The organism is Desulfurivibrio nitratireducens (assembly GCF_044068515.1).
In the GTDB taxonomy this organism is placed as follows: domain Bacteria; phylum Desulfobacterota; class Desulfobulbia; order Desulfobulbales; family Desulfurivibrionaceae; genus Desulfurivibrio.
On record NZ_JBIPKI010000013.1, the window covers coordinates 25,471 to 48,234 of the forward strand.

General features: G+C 60.3%; 19 protein-coding genes and 1 tRNA gene. 10 read left to right on the plus strand and 10 right to left on the minus strand.

The genetic code is table 11. The features are described 5' to 3' along the window. Window positions 1–46: 46 nt before the first annotated feature. Together ACHHTY_RS05500 and mtnP are read right to left on the minus strand one after the other, a co-directional pair. Complete coding sequence (locus ACHHTY_RS05500; protein WP_395493098.1) at window positions 47–1,615, minus strand: TIGR04283 family arsenosugar biosynthesis glycosyltransferase; 1,569 nt, start codon at window positions 1,613–1,615, stop codon at window positions 47–49. 78 nt (window positions 1,616–1,693) lie between these two features. After that, on the minus strand, window positions 1,694–2,458 hold the full coding sequence (gene mtnP, locus ACHHTY_RS05505; protein ID WP_395493099.1) for an S-methyl-5'-thioadenosine phosphorylase: 765 nt from the start codon (window positions 2,456–2,458) through the stop codon (window positions 1,694–1,696). Between the two features lie 154 nt (window positions 2,459–2,612). Between mtnP and ACHHTY_RS05510 the strand changes: the two genes are divergently transcribed. The 5 genes from ACHHTY_RS05510 to ACHHTY_RS05530 all read left to right on the plus strand — a co-directional run bounded on the left by ACHHTY_RS05510 (window position 2,613) and on the right by ACHHTY_RS05530 (window position 9,091). Continuing rightward, window positions 2,613–2,948 (plus strand): arsenosugar biosynthesis-associated peroxidase-like protein, encoded by a 336-nt coding sequence (locus ACHHTY_RS05510; RefSeq protein ID WP_395493100.1) that lies wholly within the window; start codon window positions 2,613–2,615, stop codon window positions 2,946–2,948. Between the two features lie 4 nt (window positions 2,949–2,952). Next, a complete protein-coding gene (arsS, locus tag ACHHTY_RS05515) occupies window positions 2,953–3,954 on the plus strand; it encodes an arsenosugar biosynthesis radical SAM (seleno)protein ArsS (protein WP_395493101.1) in 1,002 nt (333 codons plus the stop codon). A 244-nt stretch (window positions 3,955–4,198) separates the two neighbouring features. Then, a complete protein-coding gene (locus tag ACHHTY_RS05520) occupies window positions 4,199–4,912 on the plus strand; it encodes a TVP38/TMEM64 family protein (protein WP_395493102.1) in 714 nt (237 codons plus the stop codon). Beyond that, a complete protein-coding gene (locus ACHHTY_RS05525) occupies window positions 4,899–6,371 on the plus strand; it encodes a dihydrolipoyl dehydrogenase family protein (RefSeq protein WP_395493103.1) in 1,473 nt (490 codons plus the stop codon). The genes ACHHTY_RS05520 and ACHHTY_RS05525 overlap by 14 nt, the downstream gene beginning before the upstream one ends. A gap of 38 nt (window positions 6,372–6,409) precedes the next feature. After that, a complete protein-coding gene (locus ACHHTY_RS05530; protein WP_395493104.1) occupies window positions 6,410–9,091 on the plus strand; it encodes an MGH1-like glycoside hydrolase domain-containing protein in 2,682 nt (893 codons plus the stop codon). Here ACHHTY_RS05530 and ACHHTY_RS05535 read toward each other — a convergent pair. Next, complete coding sequence (locus tag ACHHTY_RS05535; protein WP_395493105.1) at window positions 9,078–10,160, minus strand: AI-2E family transporter; 1,083 nt, start codon at window positions 10,158–10,160, stop codon at window positions 9,078–9,080. The genes ACHHTY_RS05530 and ACHHTY_RS05535 overlap by 14 nt on opposite strands. 312 nt (window positions 10,161–10,472) lie before the next feature. Here ACHHTY_RS05535 and ACHHTY_RS05540 point away from each other — a divergent pair, with 312 nt between their 5' ends. The 4 genes from ACHHTY_RS05540 to ACHHTY_RS05555 all read left to right on the plus strand — a co-directional run bounded on the left by ACHHTY_RS05540 (window position 10,473) and on the right by ACHHTY_RS05555 (window position 14,385). Beyond that, the gene (locus tag ACHHTY_RS05540; RefSeq protein WP_395493106.1) at window positions 10,473–11,540 is read left to right on the plus strand and encodes a branched-chain amino acid aminotransferase; all 1,068 of its coding nucleotides are present in this window, start codon (window positions 10,473–10,475) and stop codon (window positions 11,538–11,540) included. A gap of 384 nt (window positions 11,541–11,924) precedes the next feature. Beyond that, the gene (gene groES, locus ACHHTY_RS05545) at window positions 11,925–12,215 is read left to right on the plus strand and encodes a co-chaperone GroES (RefSeq protein WP_395493107.1); all 291 of its coding nucleotides are present in this window, start codon (window positions 11,925–11,927) and stop codon (window positions 12,213–12,215) included. A gap of 46 nt (window positions 12,216–12,261) precedes the next feature. Further along, window positions 12,262–13,908 carry a chaperonin GroEL gene (gene groL, locus ACHHTY_RS05550; RefSeq protein ID WP_395493108.1) on the plus strand — a complete coding sequence of 549 codons (1,647 nt, stop codon included), beginning with the start codon at window positions 12,262–12,264 and terminating at the stop codon, window positions 13,906–13,908. Window positions 13,909–14,308: 400 nt separating this feature from the next. After that, window positions 14,309–14,385, plus strand: a tRNA-Arg gene (locus tag ACHHTY_RS05555). Between the two features lie 1,124 nt (window positions 14,386–15,509). Here the strand turns inward: ACHHTY_RS05555 and ACHHTY_RS05560 are convergent. From ACHHTY_RS05560 to ACHHTY_RS05580, 5 genes are all read right to left on the minus strand, one after another. Further along, window positions 15,510–15,776, minus strand: coding sequence for a hypothetical protein (locus ACHHTY_RS05560; protein ID WP_395493109.1), 267 nt, complete (start codon window positions 15,774–15,776; stop codon window positions 15,510–15,512). Between the two features lie 126 nt (window positions 15,777–15,902). Beyond that, window positions 15,903–16,373 (minus strand): hypothetical protein, encoded by a 471-nt coding sequence (locus tag ACHHTY_RS05565; RefSeq protein ID WP_395493110.1) that lies wholly within the window; start codon window positions 16,371–16,373, stop codon window positions 15,903–15,905. A 47-nt stretch (window positions 16,374–16,420) separates the two neighbouring features. Then, window positions 16,421–16,723, minus strand: coding sequence for a hypothetical protein (locus ACHHTY_RS05570; protein ID WP_395493111.1), 303 nt, complete (start codon window positions 16,721–16,723; stop codon window positions 16,421–16,423). 27 nt (window positions 16,724–16,750) lie between these two features. Next, window positions 16,751–17,182, minus strand: coding sequence for a hypothetical protein (locus tag ACHHTY_RS05575; RefSeq protein WP_395493112.1), 432 nt, complete (start codon window positions 17,180–17,182; stop codon window positions 16,751–16,753). A 250-nt stretch (window positions 17,183–17,432) separates the two neighbouring features. After that, window positions 17,433–17,708, minus strand: coding sequence for a DUF5334 family protein (locus ACHHTY_RS05580; protein ID WP_395493113.1), 276 nt, complete (start codon window positions 17,706–17,708; stop codon window positions 17,433–17,435). A gap of 175 nt (window positions 17,709–17,883) precedes the next feature. Between ACHHTY_RS05580 and ACHHTY_RS05585 the strand changes: the two genes are divergently transcribed. Further along, window positions 17,884–18,498, plus strand: a complete 615-nt coding sequence (locus ACHHTY_RS05585) for a hypothetical protein (RefSeq protein WP_395493114.1) — start codon at window positions 17,884–17,886, stop codon at window positions 18,496–18,498. A 254-nt stretch (window positions 18,499–18,752) separates the two neighbouring features. Here ACHHTY_RS05585 and ACHHTY_RS05590 read toward each other — a convergent pair whose 3' ends face one another. Together ACHHTY_RS05590 and ACHHTY_RS05595 are read right to left on the minus strand one after the other, a co-directional pair. Then, a complete protein-coding gene (locus ACHHTY_RS05590; protein WP_395493115.1) occupies window positions 18,753–19,598 on the minus strand; it encodes a hypothetical protein in 846 nt (281 codons plus the stop codon). 569 nt (window positions 19,599–20,167) lie between these two features. Then, window positions 20,168–22,764 (minus strand): DUF927 domain-containing protein (locus ACHHTY_RS05595; RefSeq protein WP_395493116.1); only part of this gene is annotated, 2,597 nt, incomplete at its 5' end.

Sequence of the window (22,764 nt, forward strand, 5' to 3'; positions counted from 1 at the left end):
TGGCGGGCGGTTTTCCTGGCGCAACAGGAGAAGTTCGGTCTGGATTTCAGGCTGACCCTCGGCCGCGCCGATAGAAGCGGGCCAGGCGCTCGGGGGCGATCCCGAGCAGGAAACCCAGCACCATCAGTTGGTTGACGAGAAAGGTTCGCAGGACCCCCTGTTGCTGCCAGCGCCGGGCGGAAGTGATCACCGGTTCGGGCAGAATCGCGATCCGGCCCCGTTTGCCCAAGCGCCGAACCAGTTCGAAATCCTCCATGATGGGCAGGGCGGCAAAACCGCCCAGTTCGTTAAACACCCTTTTTTCCAGGAATAACCCCTGATCGCCGTAGGGGAGGCGGCCGAGGCGTGAGCGCAGGCCGGCGCCCCAGGTGATCAGGCGCAGGGCCAAACTCTCCCGGTCGGGGCGGAAGCTGAAGGCCCCGGCCACCGTGGCGGGATCGGTCAGGGTCCGGCGAATCAGCTCCGGGTAAGCGGGGGGTGGCAGGGAATCGCCGTGGAGAAAAAAAAGCATGGTTCCCCGGGCCTTGGCCGCCCCGGCATTGAGCCGGGCCGCCCGGTTGCCGCTGAGATTGAGGACCACCGCCCCGGCCCGGGCGGCGATTTGCCGGGTTTGGTCCCGGCTGCCGCCATCGGCAACGATAATTTCAAGGGCCGCGGCCGGGGGGGCAGTTGGCGGACCGGGCTCCGTGCGGTCCATGGCACCGGGGGCTCCAGGCCCGGGCTGCGGGCCGGGAGCCTGGGGCTGGCTGCAGCCGCGGTACTTGCAGGTGGTCGGCGCTGGCGCCGGGGCCGGTTGCCCCCGGCTGAGGATTTGGGCCAGGGTTTGTTCCAGGTGAGCAGCTTCGTTCAAGGTGGGGATAATCACCGAAAGCAAGGGCGGTCGGTCGAAAATTTCCCCGAAATCGGGATTCTGCGCCAACCCGGCCAGGTCCTCGGGCCGGTCGATATCGGCCAGGGCCGGCAGCAGGCCGCAACTCAGGCCCAGGCGGGCGGCGGCGGCCAGGGTCTGTTCTCGGACCCGGGCGCTGCCCCAGTCGATTGCCCGGAAAAGTCCGGGCTGTGGTTTTTTCAGCCCCAGCAGGTAATAGCCGCCATCCAGGGCCGGCCCGAGGACCAGGTCGTGGGCTCGCAGTTGCGCAACCGCCTGGTGGAGCAGGGCCGGGGTCAGATCCCGCAGATCGGTGCCCAGCACCAGGGCCATTTCGGTTTCTTCGCCGGTCTTGCGATCCTTGAGGGGAATGCCGCACTCCTGGCCGTCACAGCTCTGGTGGGCCAGGCGGTGCTGAAAGGCCAATTCCAGGGCCTGGGTCAAACGACGGCCGAGATCGCCCTCGGCCTGGCGCTGGTATTCCAGGTCATTGCCCAGCCAGGCGCGGAAACTGCGGCTGTCGGACCCGGTAAAACAGACCCGGATGGTGGTAGCGATTCCGCCGCCGGCGTCGTTCTCGGCCTGGAATTGGCGGGCGGCGCCCAGCACCCTTTCGCTCAGCCGCCGGTATAAAAGGGCGGCCTGGTCCGGCCGCAGGGCCGGAATCAGCCGGGTCTTGGCCTGGCCCGGATTGGGATAGCGGGCGAAAATCAACAGTTTAATGATGGTTTTGGGGACACTCGTCACCGGTATGGCCTCTATGTTGCCCACGGCGGCATTTTGGCCCGGCCGCCCGAAAATATTTGTCTTAGCCCGGCTCGGGCGCTATTCGACCGCGGCGATTTGGGGCAGGACCGCGAGCATCAGACCGGTGAGCCTGGCGATATTGCCCCGGAAAACCGCCACCAGTTCCGGTACCCGCAGGGGCGGTTCATCCTCCTTCCAGGAATCGTAGTCGGTGACCATGCCGATCACCGCGTAGGGCAGGCCCAGCTCTCCGGCCAGGATCGCCTCCGGGCTGATGGTCATGTTGACCAGATCGGCTCCCCAGAGACGGAACATCCGCGATTCGGCCCGGGTGGAAAACCGGGGCCCTTCGATGGTCAGGATGGTGCCCTGCTCGTGCAGGGGCAGTTGCTGGCGGCGGCCGGCGGCGATCAATAATTGCCGCAACTCGGCGTTAAAGGGATCGGCCAGGGCGGCATGGCGGGCGTTTTCGATCCCGGGCGCGAATTCCTCGTAAAAGGTGAGAGCCCGCTGCCGGGTGAAATCGATGAACTGATCGGGGATTACCAGCTCACCGGGGCCGATTTCCGGGCGCAGGGAGCCGCAGGCGGCGCTGGCCAGGATATGGGTGCAGCCCTGTTCCTGCAAAGCCAGCAGGTTGGCCCGGTTATTGACCCGGGAGGGCGGGATCGTGTGTTGCCGGCCGTGGCGGGCCAGCAGGACCACTTCCCGGCCGGCCAGGCGGCCCCGCAGCAGGGGCGAGGAGGGGAGGCCGTAGCGGGTTTCGACCACCACTTCCCGCGCTTGGGTAAAGATTTGCGGGTCTTCCAGGCCGGAACCCCCGATTATGCCGATAACACTCATAGCTTGACCTGCAAGGGTTTCTAACGTAAAAAGTTCGGTGGGGGCGGGGGCAACCATCTGATATGGAAAAAACTGCTCCGCCCCTCTCGCGAGGGCGGAGCATAGTTATTGTTACCAGCGCCGGCCCGAGAAGACAAGGAGAAAGGAGCGGTTTATGGCTGACGACTATTACGAGAAAAAGGATTTGCAGGATTTTCCCAGGATTGCCGAACAGGCCCCGGAGCAGGGGCGGGCTTTTTTCGACTACTATGCCAAGGCCACCGCCCCCGGCGCCCTGAGCGCCCGGGAAAAGGCCCTGATCGCCCTGGCGGTGGCGACGGTGCGCCACTGCCCTTACTGCATCGACGCCTACACCAACAAGTGCCTTTCCCTGGGGCTGACCGGCGATGAAATGCTGGAGGCCATCCATGTCGGGGCGGCCATGGTGGCCGGCGACACCCTGGCTCACGCCACCCAGGTTCGCAAGATCCTCCGGCAAAAGGAGATGTAGCCCGATGTCGGTACCCGGTCCCTCCTTCAGGGAATGTCTGCGCCGCACCGGTTTTTTCCCCTTCCGGGCCGCCGCGGTCAAGATTCTCCAGCTTAACATCACCCGGCGCTGCAACCTCCGTTGCCGGCACTGCCACGTCGAGGCCGGTCCCGAACAGGGCCGCCAGATGAATGACGCCGTGCTGGAAAAATGCCTCGAGGTGGCGGCGCTGCCCGCCATCACCACCCTGGATGTCACCGGCGGCGCCCCCGAACTCCATCCCCGGTTCCGCGAACTGGTGGCCCGCCTGGCCGCCCTGGGCAAGCGGCTGTTGGTCCGGACCAACCTGGTGGTCCTCCAGGAACCGGAATTTGCCGATCTGGTTGAGTTTTACGCGCGCCACCGGGTGGAACTGGTGGCTTCGCTGCCCGATGCCCGGGGTGAGCGAACCGACCGGCTCCGCGGGCCGGGGGTTTTCGCCGCGATCATCGCGGTGATGCGCCGGCTCAACGCCCAGGGCTACGGCCGTCCCGGCAGCGGCCTGGTTTTGGACCTGGTCCACAACCCGGTGGGCGCCTATCTCCCCGGCGAACAGGGAGCCCTGGAAGCCGACTATCGCCGGGTTCTGGCCGAAGAGCACGGGGTGGAGTTCAATCAGCTTTTCTGCCTGACCAACTGCCCGGTGGGCCGCTATCTCGAATACCTGCAAAGCTCGGGCAACCTGGGCGACTACATGCTGGCCCTGCAGGCGGCCTACAATCCCGCCGCCGCCGGCCGGGCAATGTGCCGCGAGACCATCTCCGTCAGCCCCGACGGCACCCTTTACGATTGCGATTTCAACCAGATGCTGGACCTGCCGGTGGCCGGCACCGCCCCGGCTGATATTTTTTCCTTCGACCACCGGACCCTGGCAGGGCGGGAAATCGTCATCGCCAACCACTGCTTTGCCTGCACCGCCGGGGCGGGTTCGTCCTGCCAGGGGGCCACCTTGCCAACGGCCGACCAGCCAAGGGCGGCGGCAAAATAACAGGTTGAGGGCGTTAAAAAACGCCGGCCCCACTGGGACGGTATTTTCCGCTTTCAAGCAGCAAAAGGGCTATTACGGAGCCTTTGCCGGTAGAGGACATGGTTGTGGGTTTCGGCCGCCATTATGGTTTCCTGGGAAGATGCTACAATCCAGGCAATACATTTTGGGCCGGAGCATTCTCTTTATTGCCGCGCTGTATTCCGCGGGTGGCGCAAGTCAACATTGACTGGAGCGAGACGGCCTGATGAAAAGTCGCTTATTGCTTTTGGCCGGCCTGGTCGCGGCCGGTCTCCTGGCTTTTGTTTTGTTGCCGGTACGGGAACTGGCCCTGGACCTGCTGCAATGGGTGGAGGGCCTGGGTTTTGCCGGCTACGCGGTTTTTTCCCTGCTGTACGCCTTTTTCACCGTCCTCTTTTTGCCCGGCTTCATTCTCACCGTCGGGGCGGGGGCGATTTTCGGCCTGGTCGGGGGCTTTGTCGCCGTTTCGGTGGGCAGTACCGCCGGAGCCGCCCTGGCCTTTCTGCTGGGCCGCTTTCTGGCCCGGGAAGCCATTGAAAAAAAAGTGGCCGCCAACGCCAAATTCACCGCCATCGATGTCGCGGTAGCCGAGCGGGGCTGGAAAATCGTCTTTTTGACCCGGCTGAGCCCGGTTTTTCCTTTCAACCTGATCAACTACGCCTACGGTCTGACCAAAATTCCTTTTTCTCACTACGTCCTGGCCTCCTGGATCGGGATGATGCCCGGCACCCTGCTCTACGTTTACGCCGGAGCCCTGGCCGGCAACCTGGCCCGGGCGGCTTTGGTCGAAAGCCCGCCGGCCGGGCCCTGGGAGCTGGTCTTTCAGGGGCTGGGGCTGCTGGCCACCCTGGCCGTCACCATTTATATTACCCAGATCGCCCGTAAGGCTTTGCGAGAGGCCGTACCCACCCCGGAGGGAAAAAAAGATGAGCAAATATGACTATGACCTCGGCATTATCGGCGGCGGGGCGGCTGGTCTGACCGTGGCTTCGGGGGCGGCCCAACTGGGAGCCAGAACCCTGCTGGTCGAAAAGGAAGAGGCCCTGGGCGGCGACTGTCTTCATTATGGATGCGTGCCCAGCAAAACCCTGATCAAGACGGCCCATGTCTATCACCTGATGAAAAGCGGGCCCCGCTTCGGCTTGCCGGCGCTTGCGCCCCCGCCCGTTGATTTCCGGGAAATTTCCGCCCGGATTCGTTCGGTAATCGGAGTGATCCAGCAGCACGACTCGGTGGAGCGCTTTTGCCGGCTCGGGGCCAAGGTGGAGTTCGGGGATCCGCGCTTTAGCGATGAACATACTATTTCCCTGGCCGGCCGGTCGATTTCCGCCCGGAGCTGGGTGGTTGCCACCGGTTCTTCCCCGGCGGTGCCGGCGATTGAAGGCCTGGAACGGACCCCCTATCTGACCAATCGCGAAATCTTCTATCTGGACCGGTTGCCCGCCTCGCTGATCGTGCTCGGTGCCGGACCCATCGCCATTGAAATGGCCCAGGCCTTCAGCCGACTGGGCAGCAGGGTGACGGTGATCCAGCGCAGCGGCCAGATCCTCAGCAAGGAAGATCCCGATCTGGCGAGCCTGGTCCAGCAGGAACTGGAGCGGGAAGGGGTGGTTTTCGAGCTTGACGCCGCGGTGGTCCGGGTCGGCGATCTGGGCCGGGAGCGTGAAGTGGTGGTCAGAAACCAGGCCGGCGAGAACCGGACCCTTAAGGCCGAGGCCCTGCTGGTGGCCTTGGGCCGTTCGGCCAATGTGGCGGGCCTGGGGCTCGATAAGCTGGATATTGCCGCCGATCAGCGGGGGATCAAGGTCGATAGTCGGCTCAGGACCAGCCACAAGCATATTTACGCCGCCGGTGATGTCATCGGCGGCCATCAGTTCACCCATGTCGCCGGTTACGAAGGGGGCGTGGTGCTGCGCAACGCCGTTTTCCATCTGCCCCAGAAGGTCGATTACAGCCGGGTTCCCTGGTGCACCTATACCCAGCCGGAACTGGCCAGCATCGGCCTCAACGAGAAAAGGGCCCGGGCGGCCGGGATCGATTACACGGTCTGGAGCGAAGAGTTCGCCGCCAACGACCGGGCCCTGGCCGCCGGGGAGAGCGGCGGCCGGATCAAGCTGCTGCTGGATCGGCGGGAAAAACCGCTGGGGGTGCAGATCCTGGGGCCTCGGGCCGGCGAGTTGCTGAGCGAATGGGTGGCGGTCTTCAACGGCGGGGTGGGTTTAGCCAAAATCGCCGCCGCCATTCACCCCTACCCCACCCTGGGGGAGATCAACAAAAAGGTGGCCGGGGCGATCTTCGCCCCCAAGATTTTTTCCCCCTTGGTCCGCAAGGGGCTCAAGTTCTTTTTCAGCTTCAAGGGCCGGGCCTGCGGCGAAAACCAGGACCAGGCCGGGCAATAAAGGCCTTCCGGGCCAAACCTCAACGGGAGGCAACCTTTATGGCCAGCGGCAAGCTCAGCGCGGAACAGCAACGCCTCGCGGCCCGGCAGCAGGGCCGGCAGGACTGGCGCCTCTGGGGGCCCTATTTAAGCGAACGGGCCTGGGGCACGGTGCGGGAGGACTACAGTTCCGATGGGGAGGCCTGGGATTATTTCAGCCACGAGCAGGCGGTCAGCCGGGCCTACCGCTGGCATGAAGACGGCCTGGGAGGCATCTGCGACGCCGGCCAGCGGCTCTGCCTGGCCGTGGCCCTCTGGAACGGGCGCGATCCCATCCTCAAGGAACGGATGTTCGGCCTCACGGGCAAGCAGGGCAGTCATGGCGAGGACGTCAAGGAGTATTATTTTTATCTCGACGCCACCCCCAGCCACAGTTATCTCCGCTACCTCTACAAATACCCCCAGGCCGAATTTCCCTATGCCGAGCTGGTGGCGGAAAACCGGCGGCGTTCCCGCCAAGACCCCCCTTTTGGTCTGCTGGACACCGGCGCTTTGGCGGAAAACCGCTACTGGGATGTGGAAATCAGCTATGCCAAGAAATCCCCCACCACCATCGGCGTCCTGATCAAGGTCGGCAACCGGGGGCCGGCCGCCGCGACCCTCCACCTGCTGCCCAGCCTCTGGTTCCGCAATACCTGGTCCTGGGAGGATGGCGGCGCGGCAGAAAAGCCGGTTATAAGCCTGATTGAGTCCGACCGGGCCGCCTGGACCGTGGAGGCCCGCCACGCCGGCCTGGGCCGCTATTTTCTCGCCGGCCGCCAGGTCGCCCGCTGCCTGTTCAGCGAAAACGAGAGCAACCTGGAGCGCCTTTTCGGTGCCCCCAACCCCTCGTCCTATGTCAAGGACGCCTTTCATCGCCGGGTGGTGGAGGGTGACAAGGGGGCGGTTAATCCGGCCGCCACCGGGACCAAGTTCGCCGCCTGGCATGAGATCACCTGCGAGCCCGGAGAAGAGCGCCAGGTGGAATTGCTGTTGACCGCCCAGCCCCTCCGGCCGGAACCCTTTGCCGGCTTGAGCGCCCTGTTTGCCCGGCGCCGGCGGGAAACCGACGCCTTTTACGCCCAACTGCTGCCGGGAGCCAGCGGCGAAGACGCCCTGATTTTTCGCCAGGCCATGGCCGGGATGATCTGGAACAAGCAGTTCTACCACTTCGATGTGGCCCGCTGGCTCGATGGCGACCGGCCGCCGCCGCCGGCGCGAACCATGGGGCGCAACCGGAACTGGCGCCACCTTCAGGCCGCCGATATTATTTCGATGCCCGACAGCTGGGAATATCCCTGGTTTGCCGCCTGGGATCTGGCCTATCAGGCCATGGTCTTCGCCCACCTCGATGTCGATTTCGCCAAGGAACAGCTCGAACTGCTCCTGCGCCACCGCTATCTCCATCCCAACGGCCAGATTCCCGCCTATGAATGGGATTTTGGCGACATCAATCCGCCGATTCACGCGGTGGCGGCCCTGAAGGTCTTCCGAGCCGAGCGCCGGCAGCGAGGCCGCGGCGATCTCCACTTTCTCCGCCGGGTTTTCAACAAGCTGATCATGAACTATACCTGGTGGCTCAATCGCCATGACCGCGACGGCCTCAATGTCTTCGAGGGCGGCTTCATGGGATTGGACAACATCTCCATTTATAACCGCTCCCAGCCGCTGCCCCCCGGCTTCAGCCTGAAGCAGGCCGATGCCACCGGCTGGATGGCCATGTGCGCCCTCAACCTAACCGGAATGGCCCTCGAGCTGGCCCGGGAAGAGCAGGAATATGAGGATATGGCCATTCAGTGCTATCAGCAGTTCCTGGCCATCGCCAACGCCATTGCCGGGCACAGCGCTCAACGACCGTCGCTCTGGGACCGGCAGGCCGGCTTTTTCAAGGATTTTGTCGCCACTCCCGACGGTGAATTCCATCATATCGATGTTTATTCCTATGTCGGCCTGATCCCCCTCTTGGCGACGGAAATCGTAACCCCGGACATCATTGAGAAAGTGCCCCGCTTCAAAGCCCTGCTCGAAGAACACGGGGGCGGGATGTTCGACGGGCATACCATCTGCGCCTGTCCCAACAAGACCAACGAGCACGGGGAACGGCTGCTGGCCCTGGTGGACCACACCATGATTCCCCGGATCCTCAAGCGGCTCCTCAACGCCGAGGAATTTTTTTCCCCCCACGGGATTCGCGGAGTCAGCCGGATTCACCGGGAACACCGGCAACTGGGGAACCTGCCGGGAGTGGGCCAGGCCCTGATCGAATATGAACCGGGGGAAGCGCAATCAGGTCTTTTCGGGGGCAATTCCAACTGGCGGGGACCGGTCTGGATGCCGATCAACTATTCCATCATCCAGGCCCTGACTAAATTCCATCGCTACCTTGGTCCCGAGTTCAAAGTGCAGGTACCGGGGCGGGGGGATGGCGAACTGGACTTGCGGCAAGTGGCCGATCTGCTCGCGGAAAGTTTAATCAGTATTTTTCGCCGCAACGACCAGGGCCGCATCCCGGGCCTGGCGGCGGACAGTCCCTTTCAGCACGATCCGGCCTGGCGCGACCTGCGCTTGTTCCACGAGTACTTTCACGGCGATACCGGCCTGGGTCTCGGGGCTTGCCACCAGACCGGCTGGACCGGCCTGGTGGCCAACCTGATCAAGCGCCGCTATACCCTGCTGCAGGCCGGGACGATCACTCCGGCTTGACCTGTTTTACATAGCGGTCGTAGCTGCTCAGGTAGATTTCCGCCAGGGTTAGAAAGGCGGTGATGATCAGGGGGCCGTAGATGATGCCGAGAAACCCGAAGGCGTTCAAACCCCCGATTATGCTGAGAAAAACCAGCAGGGTGTGCATTTTGACCCGGCTGCCCACCAGCTTTGGCTTGAGAAAGTATTCGATGGTCACGGTGATGACCCCGTAAAGCATAAATAAAATCACCGCCCCGAGCAGATTCCCTTTGAATCCCAGCACAATAGCGGCCGGCACCAGGACCAGGCCGATGCCGAAGATCGGCAGGAAGGCCAGCACCGCCATAACTGCTCCCCAGAGGACCGGCGGCCCCAGGGAAAATACCAGGAAAATCAGGCCGCCCAGCACCCCCTGGATCAGCGCGCAGATGCCGTTGCCGATCAGAACCGCCCCGGTGATTTCGTCGAACTTGGCGAACAGCCGTCGTTCCTGATCGTCGGGCAGGGGCGAGAGCCGGAAAATGTAGTTGAGCAAGCGGTCCTGTTCGATGAGCAGGAAAAAAATGGTGATAAACATCAGGAAAAAGCTGAAGACGAACATCATGATATTGGCGGCCCAGCCGCTGGCCTGGTTGTAAAGAAAAAGGCCCGCCACCCGGGCCAGATCGGCCAGGGTGCGGCTGATGTCTTCCGGCTCCAGGGAGAAGCCCAGCAACGCGGCGGTTTCCTGCAGGCGGACATAAAGAGGGCTTTCCTGGAAGGTGCGCAGCATCTGGGCCAGGCCGGCTCCCGCCCCCCGGCTCCATTCATAAAGCCCCTGGGCCTCCTGGGCCAGGGCGGTAATGAAGAAGACCAGGGGAATGAACACCAGCAGCACCACCAGGGTGCAGGTCAGCAAAGAGGCGATAAAGTCCGGCAGTTTGCGGTTGAGCCCACAGTAGATGGGGCGGAAGATGCTGGTCAGCAGGAAGGAGAGGACCAGAATGGAAATAAAGGGCCAGAGCAGTCTGCCGGCCAGCACAATGGAGATCAGGAACAGGATGAGAAAATAGCGCAAAACCATCGGGGATGGCGGAGTTTCTTGCATTTGCCCGTCCTGGGGTCGATTTGGTGGTCTGGAAGTCATCCCGGCATAAGGGCGGCGCCGGCCGAACCCTGTTTTTTCAATCTACCTTGAATTACCGGCATAGGCCAGCGATTAGACAGCCTCGCTGTTGAGGGCCTTACCTGGGCAATGATAGCAGCAAACCCACAAGTTGCCAAGAGCGCCAAGGGACGGAGTCGCTTTTCGCGGAGCCGAAAAAAATAATCTGTTCCCATTGAACTGGAACTTCGTTATATTGCGTACCATTTTTCGGGCTGCGGGCCCGAGTCATTTCTGCAGGGAACGGATTGTCTGATGAACATAAAAACGGAAAAGCGGGCGCCGGCTGAACTCAAGGCCCGGCCCAACGAAAACGAGCTGGGCTTCGGCAAGATTTTTACCGATCATATGCTGGTCATGGCCTATGATGCGGCCCGGGGCTGGCATGAGCCCGAGGTACGGCCCTACGCCCCCTTTTCCCTGGATCCGGCGGCCATGGTGCTGCACTACGGCCAGGCGATCTTCGAGGGCTTGAAGGCCTATCGGGGCCAGGATGACGGAATTTATCTTTTTCGGCCCCTGGCCAACCTGGAGCGGATGAATCGTTCCGCCGCCCGGATGTGCATGCCGCAGTTGTCGGTGGAAACCGCTTTCGCCGGGCTTCAGGCGCTGCTGCGGGTCGACGCCGACTGGGTGCCCCGGGCCGACGGGGCTTCTCTTTATATCCGGCCGACCATGGTGGCGACCGAGGCCGGCCTGGGGGTGCGGCCGGCCAAGGAATACCTATTTTTCATCATCATGAGCCCGGTGGGCGCCTATTATCCCGAAGGTTTCAACCCGGTGAAGATTTTCGTCACCGACACCTATGTTCGGGCGGTGGCCGGCGGGGTCGGCGAGGCCAAGACCGCCGGCAATTACGCCGCCAGCATCATGGCGGCGGTGGAAGCCCAGAAGCAGGGCTTTACCCAGGTACTGTGGCTCGATGCCCGGGAGCGCCGCTATGTTGAAGAAGTCGGTACCATGAACATCTTCTTCGTCTTCCGGGACCGCATCATCACCCCACCGCTTTCCGGCAGCATTCTGCCGGGCATCACCCGGGATTCGGTGCTGCATCTCCTGGCCGACTGGGGGTTGCCCGTGGAGGAGCGCCAGATCGCCATCGACGAGGTGCTGGCCGCCAGCGAGAACGGGGAATTGCTCGAGGTTTTCGGCACCGGCACGGCGGCGGTGATTTCCCCGGTGGGATCCCTGCATTACCGGGGCCAGGACTGCCTGATCAACCAGGGCAAGACCGGAGAGCTGGCCCAGCGGCTCTTTGCCGAACTTACCGCCATCCAGCACGGCCGGGCGGCCGATCCTTACGGCTGGGTTATCCGGCTCTAAGCCCTTAAGCCCCGCCTAAACCGTCATCAACCGGGCAAGCGCCGGGGCGGCTCAGCGCCGTTGACCCGCGCGCCATTTATTGGTTTTGGCGGGTTTTGTCCCGGCGAGAATTTTTTTTCGCCAGGCTCTTGATTTTTCCCCTGTCCGTACATATGGTTTGCGCCATCCATGCGGCCATGGTTGGGTTTGACTGGTTTTCCGGACGGCCTCCGGTTTGGCGGTCCGGTTTGTTTTCGCTGCAACCCCATTAATGGTCGGCTTCGCAAAAGCCGCCGGGTCGTCCGGCCGGGTCGGCAACTTGTTGTTGGGGATACGCCCCTGGGCCAAAGCGCTTTTTGCGAGCTTGATCCTAATTGTCAGATTAACGTTAGACGGAGGTAGTCCATGAAAATTCGGCCATTAAATGATCGTATTCTGGTCAAGCGACTGGAGGAAGAGGAAAAAACCAAGGGTGGGATCATCATTCCCGACACCGCCAAGGAAAAACCGGCGGAGGGCACCGTGGTTGCGGTAGGCAAAGGGCGCCATAACGACAAGGGCGAGCGGGTACCGGTGGAGCTCAAGGCCGGCGACCGGGTTCTTTTCTCCAAGTATGGCGGCACCGAGGTCAAGATCGATGGCGAGGAATTTCTGATCATGCGTGAGGATGACGTTCTCGGCGTGGTGGAAAAGTAAAAACCCTTACCAATAATTCCAAGCGAAGTTTGAAGGAGAAAATATTATGGCAGCAAAAGACCTGAAATACGGAACCAAGGCCCGCGAGTCGATCCTCCGGGGCGTCAACACCCTGGCCGACGCGGTCAAAGTAACCCTCGGCCCCAAGGGCCGCAACGTGCTGATCGAGAAGTCCTTCGGCGCCCCCATCATCACCAAGGACGGGGTCACCGTGGCCAAGGAAATCGAAATCAAGGACCGGTTCGAAAACATGGGCGCCCAGATGGTCAAGGAAGTAGCTTCCAAGACCAGCGACGTGGCCGGTGACGGCACCACCACCGCCACCATTCTCGCCCAGGCCATCTACACCGAAGGCTCCAAGCTGGTGGCCGCCGGCAACAACCCCATGGACATCAAGCGCGGCATCGAAAAATCGGTGGCCGCGGTGGTGGCCGAACTGAAGAATATCGCCAAGCCCACCAAGGCCCAGAAGGAAATCGCCCAGGTCGGCACCATCTCCGCCAACAACGATCCCACCATCGGCAAGATCATCGCCGAGGCCATGGACAAGGTCGGCAAGGAAGGGGTCATCACGGTGGAAGAAGCCAAGAGCATGGAGACCTCGCTGGACGTGGTCGAAGGCATGCAGTTCGACCGGGGTTACCTCTCTCCCTATTTCGTCACCGATCCCGAGAAGATGGAAGTCAACCTCGAGGAGCCCTTCATCCTGATCAACGAGAAAAAAATCAGCAACATGAAGGACATGTTGCCCATTCTCGAGCAGATCGCCAAGATGGGCAAGCCCCTGGTCATTATCGCCGAGGACGTGGATGGCGAGGCCCTGGCCACCCTGGTGGTCAACAAGCTGCGCGGCACCCTCAATGTGGCCGCGGTCAAGGCTCCCGGCTTCGGCGACCGCCGCAAGGCGATGCTGGAGGATATCGCCATCCTGACCGGCGGCCAGGTGGTATCCGAGGACATCGGCATCAAGCTGGAAAATATCACCATCAACGACCTGGGCCAGGCCAAGCGGGTGGTTTGCGACAAGGACACCACCACCATCATTGACGGCGCCGGCGACAAGGACAAGCTGGAAGGGCGGGTCAAGCAGATCCGGGCTCAGATCGAGGAAACCACCTCCGACTATGACCGCGAGAAGCTCCAGGAGCGCCTGGCCAAGCTGATCGGCGGGGTGGCCGTGATCAATGTCGGGGCTGCCACCGAGGTCGAGATGAAGGAAAAGAAGGCCCGGGTGGAAGACGCCCTCAACGCGACCCGCGCCGCGGTGGAGGAAGGGATCGTCCCCGGCGGCGGGGTGGCTTACCTGCGCTGCCTCAAGGCCCTCAAAGAGCTGAAGCTGAGCCACGAAGAAGACCTGGGCAAGAAGATCGTGGCCCGGGCCCTGGAAGAGCCGGTCCGCCAGATCGCCAACAATGCCGGCCTCGAAGGCTCGGTGATCGTCGAGCAGGTCAAGGGCATGAAGGACGCCAAGGGCTTCAACGCCGACAACGAGAAATTCGAAGACCTGCTGGAAGCCGGGGTCATCGATCCGGCCAAGGTAACCCGCTTCGCGCTGCAGAACGCGGCCAGCGTCGCCGGCCTGTTGCTCACCACCGAATGCATGATCGCCGAACACCCGGAAGAGGATAAGGGCGGCGGCGGCATGCCGCCGGGCGGCATGGGCGGCATGGGCGGCATGGGCGGCATGATGTAGAAAACGGGCGCGGACACCACATCTTCAAGCCAGCTCCCCGGCTTGCGTACTGAGGTACGCGGCGCCGGCGCGCTGGCTCGAATCTGCGGCACCCGCGCCCGTTTTCTTCTCCTGGACCAATCGGCCGGGAGGTATGAGCTACAGAAAGCTGTTGGAACAGTTTACCCCAACGCCCTCGGATCTCCCGGGGGCGTTTTTTTTTGCTGCGCCGGCCCGGTAAACCCGGTATTCTTGCCTCCCGGAGCGCGAAGAGGATCTCCGCCGACTTACCTGGCGAAACCTTCCCCTCTGGGCTTGGCGTAATTTTCCCCCCAACAGTTCCGCTGGCGAAGCCGAGGGGAAAAACAAGTTGCATCCAGGGATCGGCGACGTCGTTGCGTATCTAAGATTTTTTTATCAGGCGCCCGTAGCTCAGCCGGATAGAGCACCGGCCTTCTAAGCCGTAGGTCGCAGGTTCGAATCCTGCCGGGCGCACCAGAGAAATCAAGGACTTACGGTGAAAATGCCGTAAGTCCTTTTTTTATTTCCCACCTTATTTCCCACCCAGGGGGCAAATTTTACTCAAAGATGAGGTGCCCCCTCCTGCCCGCTTAGGTAGGCTCAGGGCGTCGGTTACCACCGGCGTCGGTTACCAAACTCGGTTACCACGCTTTTACACGATCACGTCCGCCCGAAGAGGTAGACCCAGGGCGCTGGTGTCCAGCAAGGTATCCAAGTAATCACGTCCGTGAACAGAGACATACCGCTCACCGCTGCTTGTCGTGATTACCCCCGCGTAGGGGTGTTGCGTTGCTTGTTTCCTTTGGTGTTTCCTCGGGGCCCTGTTGCCCTTCTTCTCGCCCGCGCGCGATGGCATGGAAAACTTCGCTGTCCGCTGCCATCCAATCACGCACAGAAGAGCGGAGAGCGCCCCTTGTGGCCACCGGAAACTGTCACCTTTACATGGGCGCTTTTGGTGTCCCTGGCAGCAACTTCACAACCCTTTCTGCAATCTCGCACGTTTCCCCTGTCAGTGTCAGTGCCGTCTCTGCTCGCGTGTGACTCCCATAAAATCGGCCCGGCTGACGAGTACGCGTACGCGCGCGTGTAGTGATGTAGGATAAATCAGGCCAGGCATGGAGGCAATCACCGCTAAACCCCTATGCAGCAAGCAAAAGAAGGGAACGGCCACATCCTAACAACAAAAGATCGTGGAAACCAATTTCGCTACTTGCTGAAACCTGAAAGGGCTTTGCAAAACAACGACACCTTTCCAGAATCGACAACATGGGCTGCACGCCGGTCAACACATGGGCTTTCCAGTTACACCCATCGGCGGCGCTGGTGAAGTCTATCGCGCGCGCACCTGGTGGCGAATCCCTGCGTACCCCCTGCGTACCGCTGCGTACCGCTTCCTTGCGTACCTTGTCGGCTGCCTTGGCCTTGATCTGTTTCCGGCGAAGGGTTCAATGAAGGTTACACCGAGGGTTACACCCTGCAGGGATGCAACGAACCATTACCCCGCGGTCGCTCTCACCAGGCCTGGAAAAAGAAAGGCCGGCCAACCATGACGGTGAACCGGCCCTGCTTTAGATGATCGGTGGAAAGCGTATTGCAGAAGGCTAAGGCTTCGCGAAGCGAATATTTGGGTACTTCTCCCGCGTACTCTGATAGGCCGATTCTGCGGCTTGCTTCAACGAATCGATTTCGGATGGAGTTAAGCGACTTGGATCGGCGGACTGCTTCTTCTCTGGCTTGTGGTTCCGGGACACGCGGAGCCGCTGCTTCTTCTCCACAGCGTCCAGCGTCTTCGTCAGCAGGTCCGCGACGGCCGGAATCCTTGTCACTTGGTCGATCTTTTCCAAGCCCGGGTAAACTCGCTTGCTCATGTGATCCTCACTTTTTCACGTTGCATGGAAAAAGCCCTTAGAGATTCTTTGAGTCTTCGGCTATAAGCCTTCCTTTGCCAAGTTTACATGGGCGTTTCTTGATGGGTGCTTTCTTTGCCGGGAAGCTCAATCCAATTCAATAAAAAACGGCTTAATATTTGCCCCAGTGTAGCTGTACGTCATTTGTAGAATGAATAAGGGCCATTCAGCCAGTTCACGCAGGTTCGGTGGCAGATTTAAAAACACAGCCTCCCGCAGTTCTTGCCTCCCTGCTTCTGAGTTCAAGTGCCTTATGATCTCATGCTTACTTGGGGTGCTGCCTGTTCTTGATTGAACAGAGTACTGGATCTCTTTTATTAAAGCGTCTTCATCCACCGAATAACCGAAACTTACAACACAGTGCCCACGTAAATACACAGCGTTCATGGCAACCATTCTTGTCATGTAATCCACTTGGAGAGGCAATTGGTTGCTTACTTCTCTCGCTACTTGAATCAGTTCTTCGCAATCTTCTTTCGCTTCGGCCTTCGCTGGTTCCGTAGCAATAAGCATGAAAACAAGCAAGATACTCATGGCGCAGAGCATTTTGTATCTCATGAGGGTAAACTCCTTTCCAGGGGTAACTTGCTAATTATCCATACCGCTTAATCTTCAACCAGATACCAACCTTCGCCCCGCAGGCAGTTGGTCATAATGCGGTCCCGGGCCTCCGCCGCCTGGTAGCCGGAGCCGGTATTCCAGCCCTGGGCAAAGGACGCGCCGGGGTTGTTGCCGGTGGGGTAGAAGATTTGCGCCGAACCGGCCGAGCCCGCCATGGCTTCGCAACGGGCCAAGTCCTGGTGCCATTCCTGTGAAGATTTCTTGGTGTCGTGGTCCCACCAGGTTGTGCCGGTTGTGGCGCAACCGGCCAGCAATACTACCCCGGCTAATAGGATCAATTGTTTCACGGTCGTCTCCTTGTAGGCTTACTACCATTATTCGGCGTCCAATAAATACCAGACAAACCTGTTGGCCACGTCCAAAATAGTAGCGGTTGGGTTTTCGCTGCAATAATCTTTTAAGAAAAACATGGCTTCTATGGTCCCTCCTCTAGATCCCTTTGCCTCAATTGCTGCCATGGTTGCTGTAGCGTATCCTTGGATCCAGGATAATGACATATATCTGAGTTGGTGCACTGCATTCATGTCCTCATGCGATTCTTCGCTTAAAGCCTCGCATGCCAAAAGCCCTGCTCCGTAAACACTTCCATAAGCAATGGATCCTTGTCCAAAACCGCTTCCCAGCAATAACAAAGCTGTCATTGTGGCACCAAAGAACATAATTTTCATGCAAGCCCCCTCTTGCCTATCTTCTTCTTGTGCCTTGCCCCCAAGGCTGATTGTAACCTGGCGGATTACTGAACTCATGACGCTGCTCGCCCTTCTGACCTGTGTAAGGATTACTGTTGCCTTGGCTCGAGTAATTGTCAAACTTGTACTGGTTTGGAGATGATCGGTAATGGGGCTGGACATAAGTCCCGTCGGATCGGAAATACCCTTGAACATAAGTATCTGCCCAAGAAACCGTCACCAGTGCCATCACCATTATCATGGCCAAGATCAGCTTTGTCATAACTCCCCCCCCTTTTAGGGCTGTTTGTGCAGCACACCCATCTTTTTATCTGCCATCCATCTCGAACAAGCGATATTCTCCTGTATCTCGGTCATAAACCTCGACTTCTACCGATGAGCCAAAACGTCGAATTGACTCTACATCACCATAGCGATATTCCCCGGAGTCATAGTCGTAGAACTCGATCTCCCGGCCTGGTCGCACCAGATTTCCCCTCTCAATTTCAACATAGCTACCTCTATCGTAATCGTAGCCACTCCATGCATGTGAAGTGGCTGCAAAAGCCAACACAGCGAACAGGACAATAACTAAGCGCCTCATTGTGACCTCCTCTGCTAAGATTTAATGATGGAAATTGCTTGATATAGTTGGTGATGACGGCTTTAATTAGCCCTGTAAATCCCAGTTTATCAGGATATTTCCCATAACCCTATCAGTCGGGGGAACCCCACTGCAAGACAAAGAATAGGGGAATTTTGCAGATAGAGGGATAAATGTGTGGTTTTTTGGCATAAAAAAGAAAGCGAGGCGCTCGACTGACAGTGATAGTACCCCTGGTCTTGAGCAGATCATCACCCGCGACGGCATAGACAAGCTGCATGAAAATACCGGCCAACTCAGGGTTTGGCTACCGACGAGATGCAAACAGGCGCTGGATGATGTTGTAGAACTTCACGGCCTGACCGGGGCCTGCTATCTGCGAGAGTTTCTTACCGTTTATCTCTATGGGGAACATGAGTTGCTACGCATGCGCCGAGAAAAAACCGGCCTTTATTATCAGCCCCAATCAGAAGGAAGCCGGCCTGTAATGTATTCAAGATCCCCCGCCACCGATGTAGTACCTGGTATGGGAAAGAATATTGTCCCAATAAAGCTATTTCTCCCCGAGAAGATCAAAAACGACCTCAAGGAATTAGCTGGAAAGACGGACATTGCACTTTCCACCTTTGTCCGGGAGCTGCTTATCTCTCACCTGCTGGGGCATACGCTTTGGCCCGAGCGATTGCGCAATTGGGCGCCGGAGGAAGAGGAAAGGGGGATAAATTGGGAGTCCTGCAAGCTGGACGCAAAAGAAGTGAGAATCGTTGATGGTAAGCGGGTTGACGGGTGAACTCATCGGCGATCGGTTGCAGAACAGCAAACGCCTGGTCGCTGACATACAGGGAAGCCCGCCCGGTTTTGACCAAGCGGTAAATATCCTCAGGCAGCCATTCTTCCCCGAAACGCTCCTTGAACTTTTCTAAGCCGGGCCGGACCATCGGCCAGTCCCGCTTGAGGTTGCCATGACGAATGGCCCGCGAAGTTTCTGCCGGCTGATCTTTCGTTTTTTCTTCCATCTTTATTTCTCCCTCTGTTGGTTGGATGTTATTCCACCGTAGCCGGCGGCTTCAACTCAAACACAAACGGACCACGACGAGTCCGACACTCCAGGTCGTAGTTTGCTAAGGCATGCATCAGGTCGTTGACTTGGTGCATTGCTCCAGCCAGGTTTGCGGCGTATCTCAAACTCCGATCTTCCTCTGTTGATTCCGGGGCTTGGCCCGATGAAATGTGCCGGTGGGCCAGTTTTTCAAAAGCCGGCCAGTGTTTCCATTGCTCCGCCAGGGCGGCAAAACGGCTGGTTTCGCCGCGGGCGGCCGCTTCCTTTTCCCGGATCAAGGCAATCGCATGCGGCAGGTTGGCAAGCAGAAACTTGTTTTCGCCCGATTCCATCCGCAGCGTATTCAGGTCTTTCCGCTCAGTATTGCCGAGCAGGACCTGGGCCAGCATGTCTGGAATCTGCTGCGCCAGTTCCACCTGCCGGCCTTTGATTTGGTCCAGGCGCTGTTCCATGCCGGCAATCATCTCCTGGAAATGGTGGAGCTGTGCCCGGTGGCGTTCCGCTGCGGCCTCCGCCTTAGCCTGTTCGGTCCGGGCTACTTCCACCGAACCTTTGTCTGCATCTTTGGCCGGCCGGTCTTCCGAGCCTTGCTCCGGCTCGTCGGCCTTGGCCTCGCGTTGGACTTCAGAAAAATCGGGCAATCCCCCCCTGGCCTCACGCGCGCGCGTACTCGTGACATTCCCCTCCTCCCGCTTCCATCCCGCCGCTTTGGCTCTCAACCTCACCGCCGTGTGGCTCGTGCCATGGCGCCGGCCGATCTCCCGCAGAGGCAGAGCTCCGGCCCGGTAATCCTTCTCAACCGCTTTCCAGTCTGTTTGTCTCGTTTTCATTCTGTACTCCTCAACTGGTTTCGGTCCTCCTGGACCAAATTATGATGTTCCCCCTGCTTGATGGCTCACGGCCTGTATCAATGGCCTTTTCCTGCTCAAAAACCGGGGGCTACCTCACATTTTTTTGGATTCTGGGTGTTCCACATGCTTTCGGACGCTTCCCCATCCGATACGGCCAAATGGGGCAGCTTGCTACAGGGCAGAGCCGCGCTTCGAGGGGTTGCCCGCCGGAGCAGTCCAGGCACTTCCGCCGGATTGCCTTAATCGGTGTTAATTTCATGGCCTATCCTCTTTAGTGTATTTGCACCCGGGGTCCTCTACTGCCGCCGATAATCGCAAACACTTTGCCGCAGCCGGAACACTTCCAGCCTTTCGGGGTGTCGTGGTAAAGGTTTGCGCCGCATCGTCCGCAGCCGTAGCCGCTGGCCGTCCGTCCGGTTGTTGTCTTTTGAACCGGGGACACCGGGGACACCGGGGACACCTTAGAACCATGCGGCTTTTCCCCGTCCCCGGTTGGTTTTGCGCTACCGGGGACACCGGGGACGGCCGCCAAGATTTCGCCGAAGTAATCAGCTTTCATCAGTAAGCCCTCCTATGATGTAAACCCGGCCGTTGCGGGTCTTCATGGTCAGCCGGTCGGGGGCCTCGGTTCTTAGGTGGCCGCGCTCTCTCAAAATCCTAGCAACCGCGCGGTGATCCATCCCGGCGCACAACTCGCGCTTGAACACTTCCGGCAAAACGTGAAACTCTGTCCCGCTTTCCGTGGTTCGGCGATAACCGGCCCGCTGGTGGATGGTTCGGCCGTCGTGGCCGTCCAGGTCTTTGAATCGGCTTTCGCCGTGGGATTCGATGAAGTGGCGCACCTGAGAAAGGGCCGCCGCCTCTTCCTGGCTCCCGGCTCCGCCTCGTCGGTTCAGCCACGCAGCGAAACACGCCGCCGCGCCTTTGATTGCTTCGCCCTTGGGCCATCCGGTTGTTGGTTGCGCCAGCTCACCACCGGCCGCAATAAGGGCCAGCCGGGCTGCCACCCGCCGGGCCTGGCCGTCTGCATCGGCCGGGACGTTCTCGCTGATAAAATCGGCCCGCAGGTGGTCGAAAGCTGCCTTGATTTGTGCGGGGTCTATTTTTGTCAGGCGGGCCAGGTGGTCAATGATCGCGGTCCCGTGGTGTTTCCCGGCCTGCTCTGCCAGGTGATCCGCAAAAGCTCCGGCGGAAGTGAACCCGTGCAATTCCTCGAAAAGCCCAAAACCCGCGCCAGCATCCGCCGGAATATCGGCAAGCCTCACCTCCTGGCCTGCCTTGACACGCCGCCCGGCCTCCATCATGTGATCCGCCAAGCCAACCTCACCGGCCGACAAAAACAGCAGGCGCCACGTTGCCGCCGTCCGGGCCATTCCGTCCCGCCGCGCCCGGTGTTTGCCCGTGCCGTTTGCCAGCATATAGGCAACTTCACCGGCCCGCCGGGGGTCGATCTGTGCCAGTTCGTCCAGAATCAAAAGGCCGTCATTGTGAACAGCCGCCACCGCTTCAAGCCCGTTGTCAGTTGCTCGCCAGCGGTTCACATAATCCGGGCCGCCCCATACGGTAGCCGCCACTCTCAGGGCCGTGGTTTTTCCGGTGCTGCTGCTGCCAACCAGATTCAGGCCGCCGGATTCGTCGCCGGTCAGGTTCAGCAGCGGGGCCGCAAAGGACGCCGAAACGGCCACCACCAGCCGGGTGTTGCCGACGCAGTACCTCGCCAGGTTTTCCCGCCACCCTTCCACCGTGCCAGCTTGCCGCAGCCGGGGCGGTTCGCCGGTGGTTTGCAACAGGACGCGCTCCCCTGGTTGCTCTCCGATGGTTTGCCCCGGTAGGACATAAGCGGCGCCGTGCCACCCTGGCCGGTCGGTACACAAACAGCGGGCATCCGTCGGGGCGATTTGTACGTAGTGGGCCAGCAGTTGCCGGGCCTTGCTGCCGGGGGCCACGCGCAACCCTTGGGCCATCAAAACCTTTCGAAACTCTAGCCCATCACCGGCCAGCAGTTCCAGGGGACAAGCCCAGTCATGCCGCCGCCCGTCCGGGTCTGTAAACTCCAGCAGTCGGCCCCATGATTCGCCATGCTCGTTCCGGGTCATTGCTCGAACGTGGAGCGGGGCGCTGATCCAAAGCGGGGCCGCGTCTGGTTCGTCTGACTTGTGGTAAACGCCGGAGCTGCTAACCGTGAACCGGGCATCCGTCCCCGGTGTTCCCGGTTGTTTTTTCCGTACCGGGGACGCTTTAACCCCTTGCCGCTCTAGGCTGTCCCCGGTGTTCCCGGTGTTCCCGGTTTGTTTTGCCTCTCGCGGTTGCGCCGCTTTTTGGGCGCTTGCCAGGGTGGCCGCAATCTCGTTACCGGATAGCCCGGCCGCCGATCCTGCCACCTCAAGCTGCCGGGTGATTTCCTGCTCATTCAATCGGCCAGCCAGGGCCAACCCGTATAAGCCGTGGGCCTGCCGGTTCAATTCAGCATTCCGTGTCCCCTCCGGGGCAGTCATCACCGCGCCCAGGGCATCACGAAAAGCCTTTTCCGCGTAGGGGTCAAGCCCTGTCCCGGTGGCCGTCCCGGTGGCTTTATCCGGCTTTTTTGATACTGCTTCAACCAGCCAGGCCGGGGCATCTGCCATCTGTTCCTTGTTCTTCCATTCGTAGCGCCCGCCGCTCTTGTGCGGGGAAGGGGGCAGAATCGAATATCCACCATTCGCGCGAATATCCAAGCCGGGGCCGATCTTGCTTGTTGAATTGCGAATGTCGGCACCGGGGGGCATCTTGAAAAAGAGCTGCCGCCCACCGCCACCGGTTTTCTGTTCCAGGGTGACAGGTAGCGGCCCATGCTCCGCTTCCAATGCTTCCAGGGCTGCCGGGCCGTGGGGCAAGTCAATGTCCAGAACAAAATGGTTCCCGCCGGTGGGTGATCCAATCAAGGCGTTGGGGTGATCCGTCCACCATTTTTCAATCGTGGCCGGGTCGGTGGTTGCGGCCTTGAATCCGCCGTCAACGAGGGGGCGCTTCTCGATGTTGCAGGGGAAAACAGGACGCCGCCGGGCAATGGCAAGCGCCGCTTGCAGAAGCGGCCCGCCCGTGGTATTATTTTCTCGTGGTTCGTGTGCGGCCCCGCTCCCTGTGCTGGCTTGGCTTCGGGGGGCGT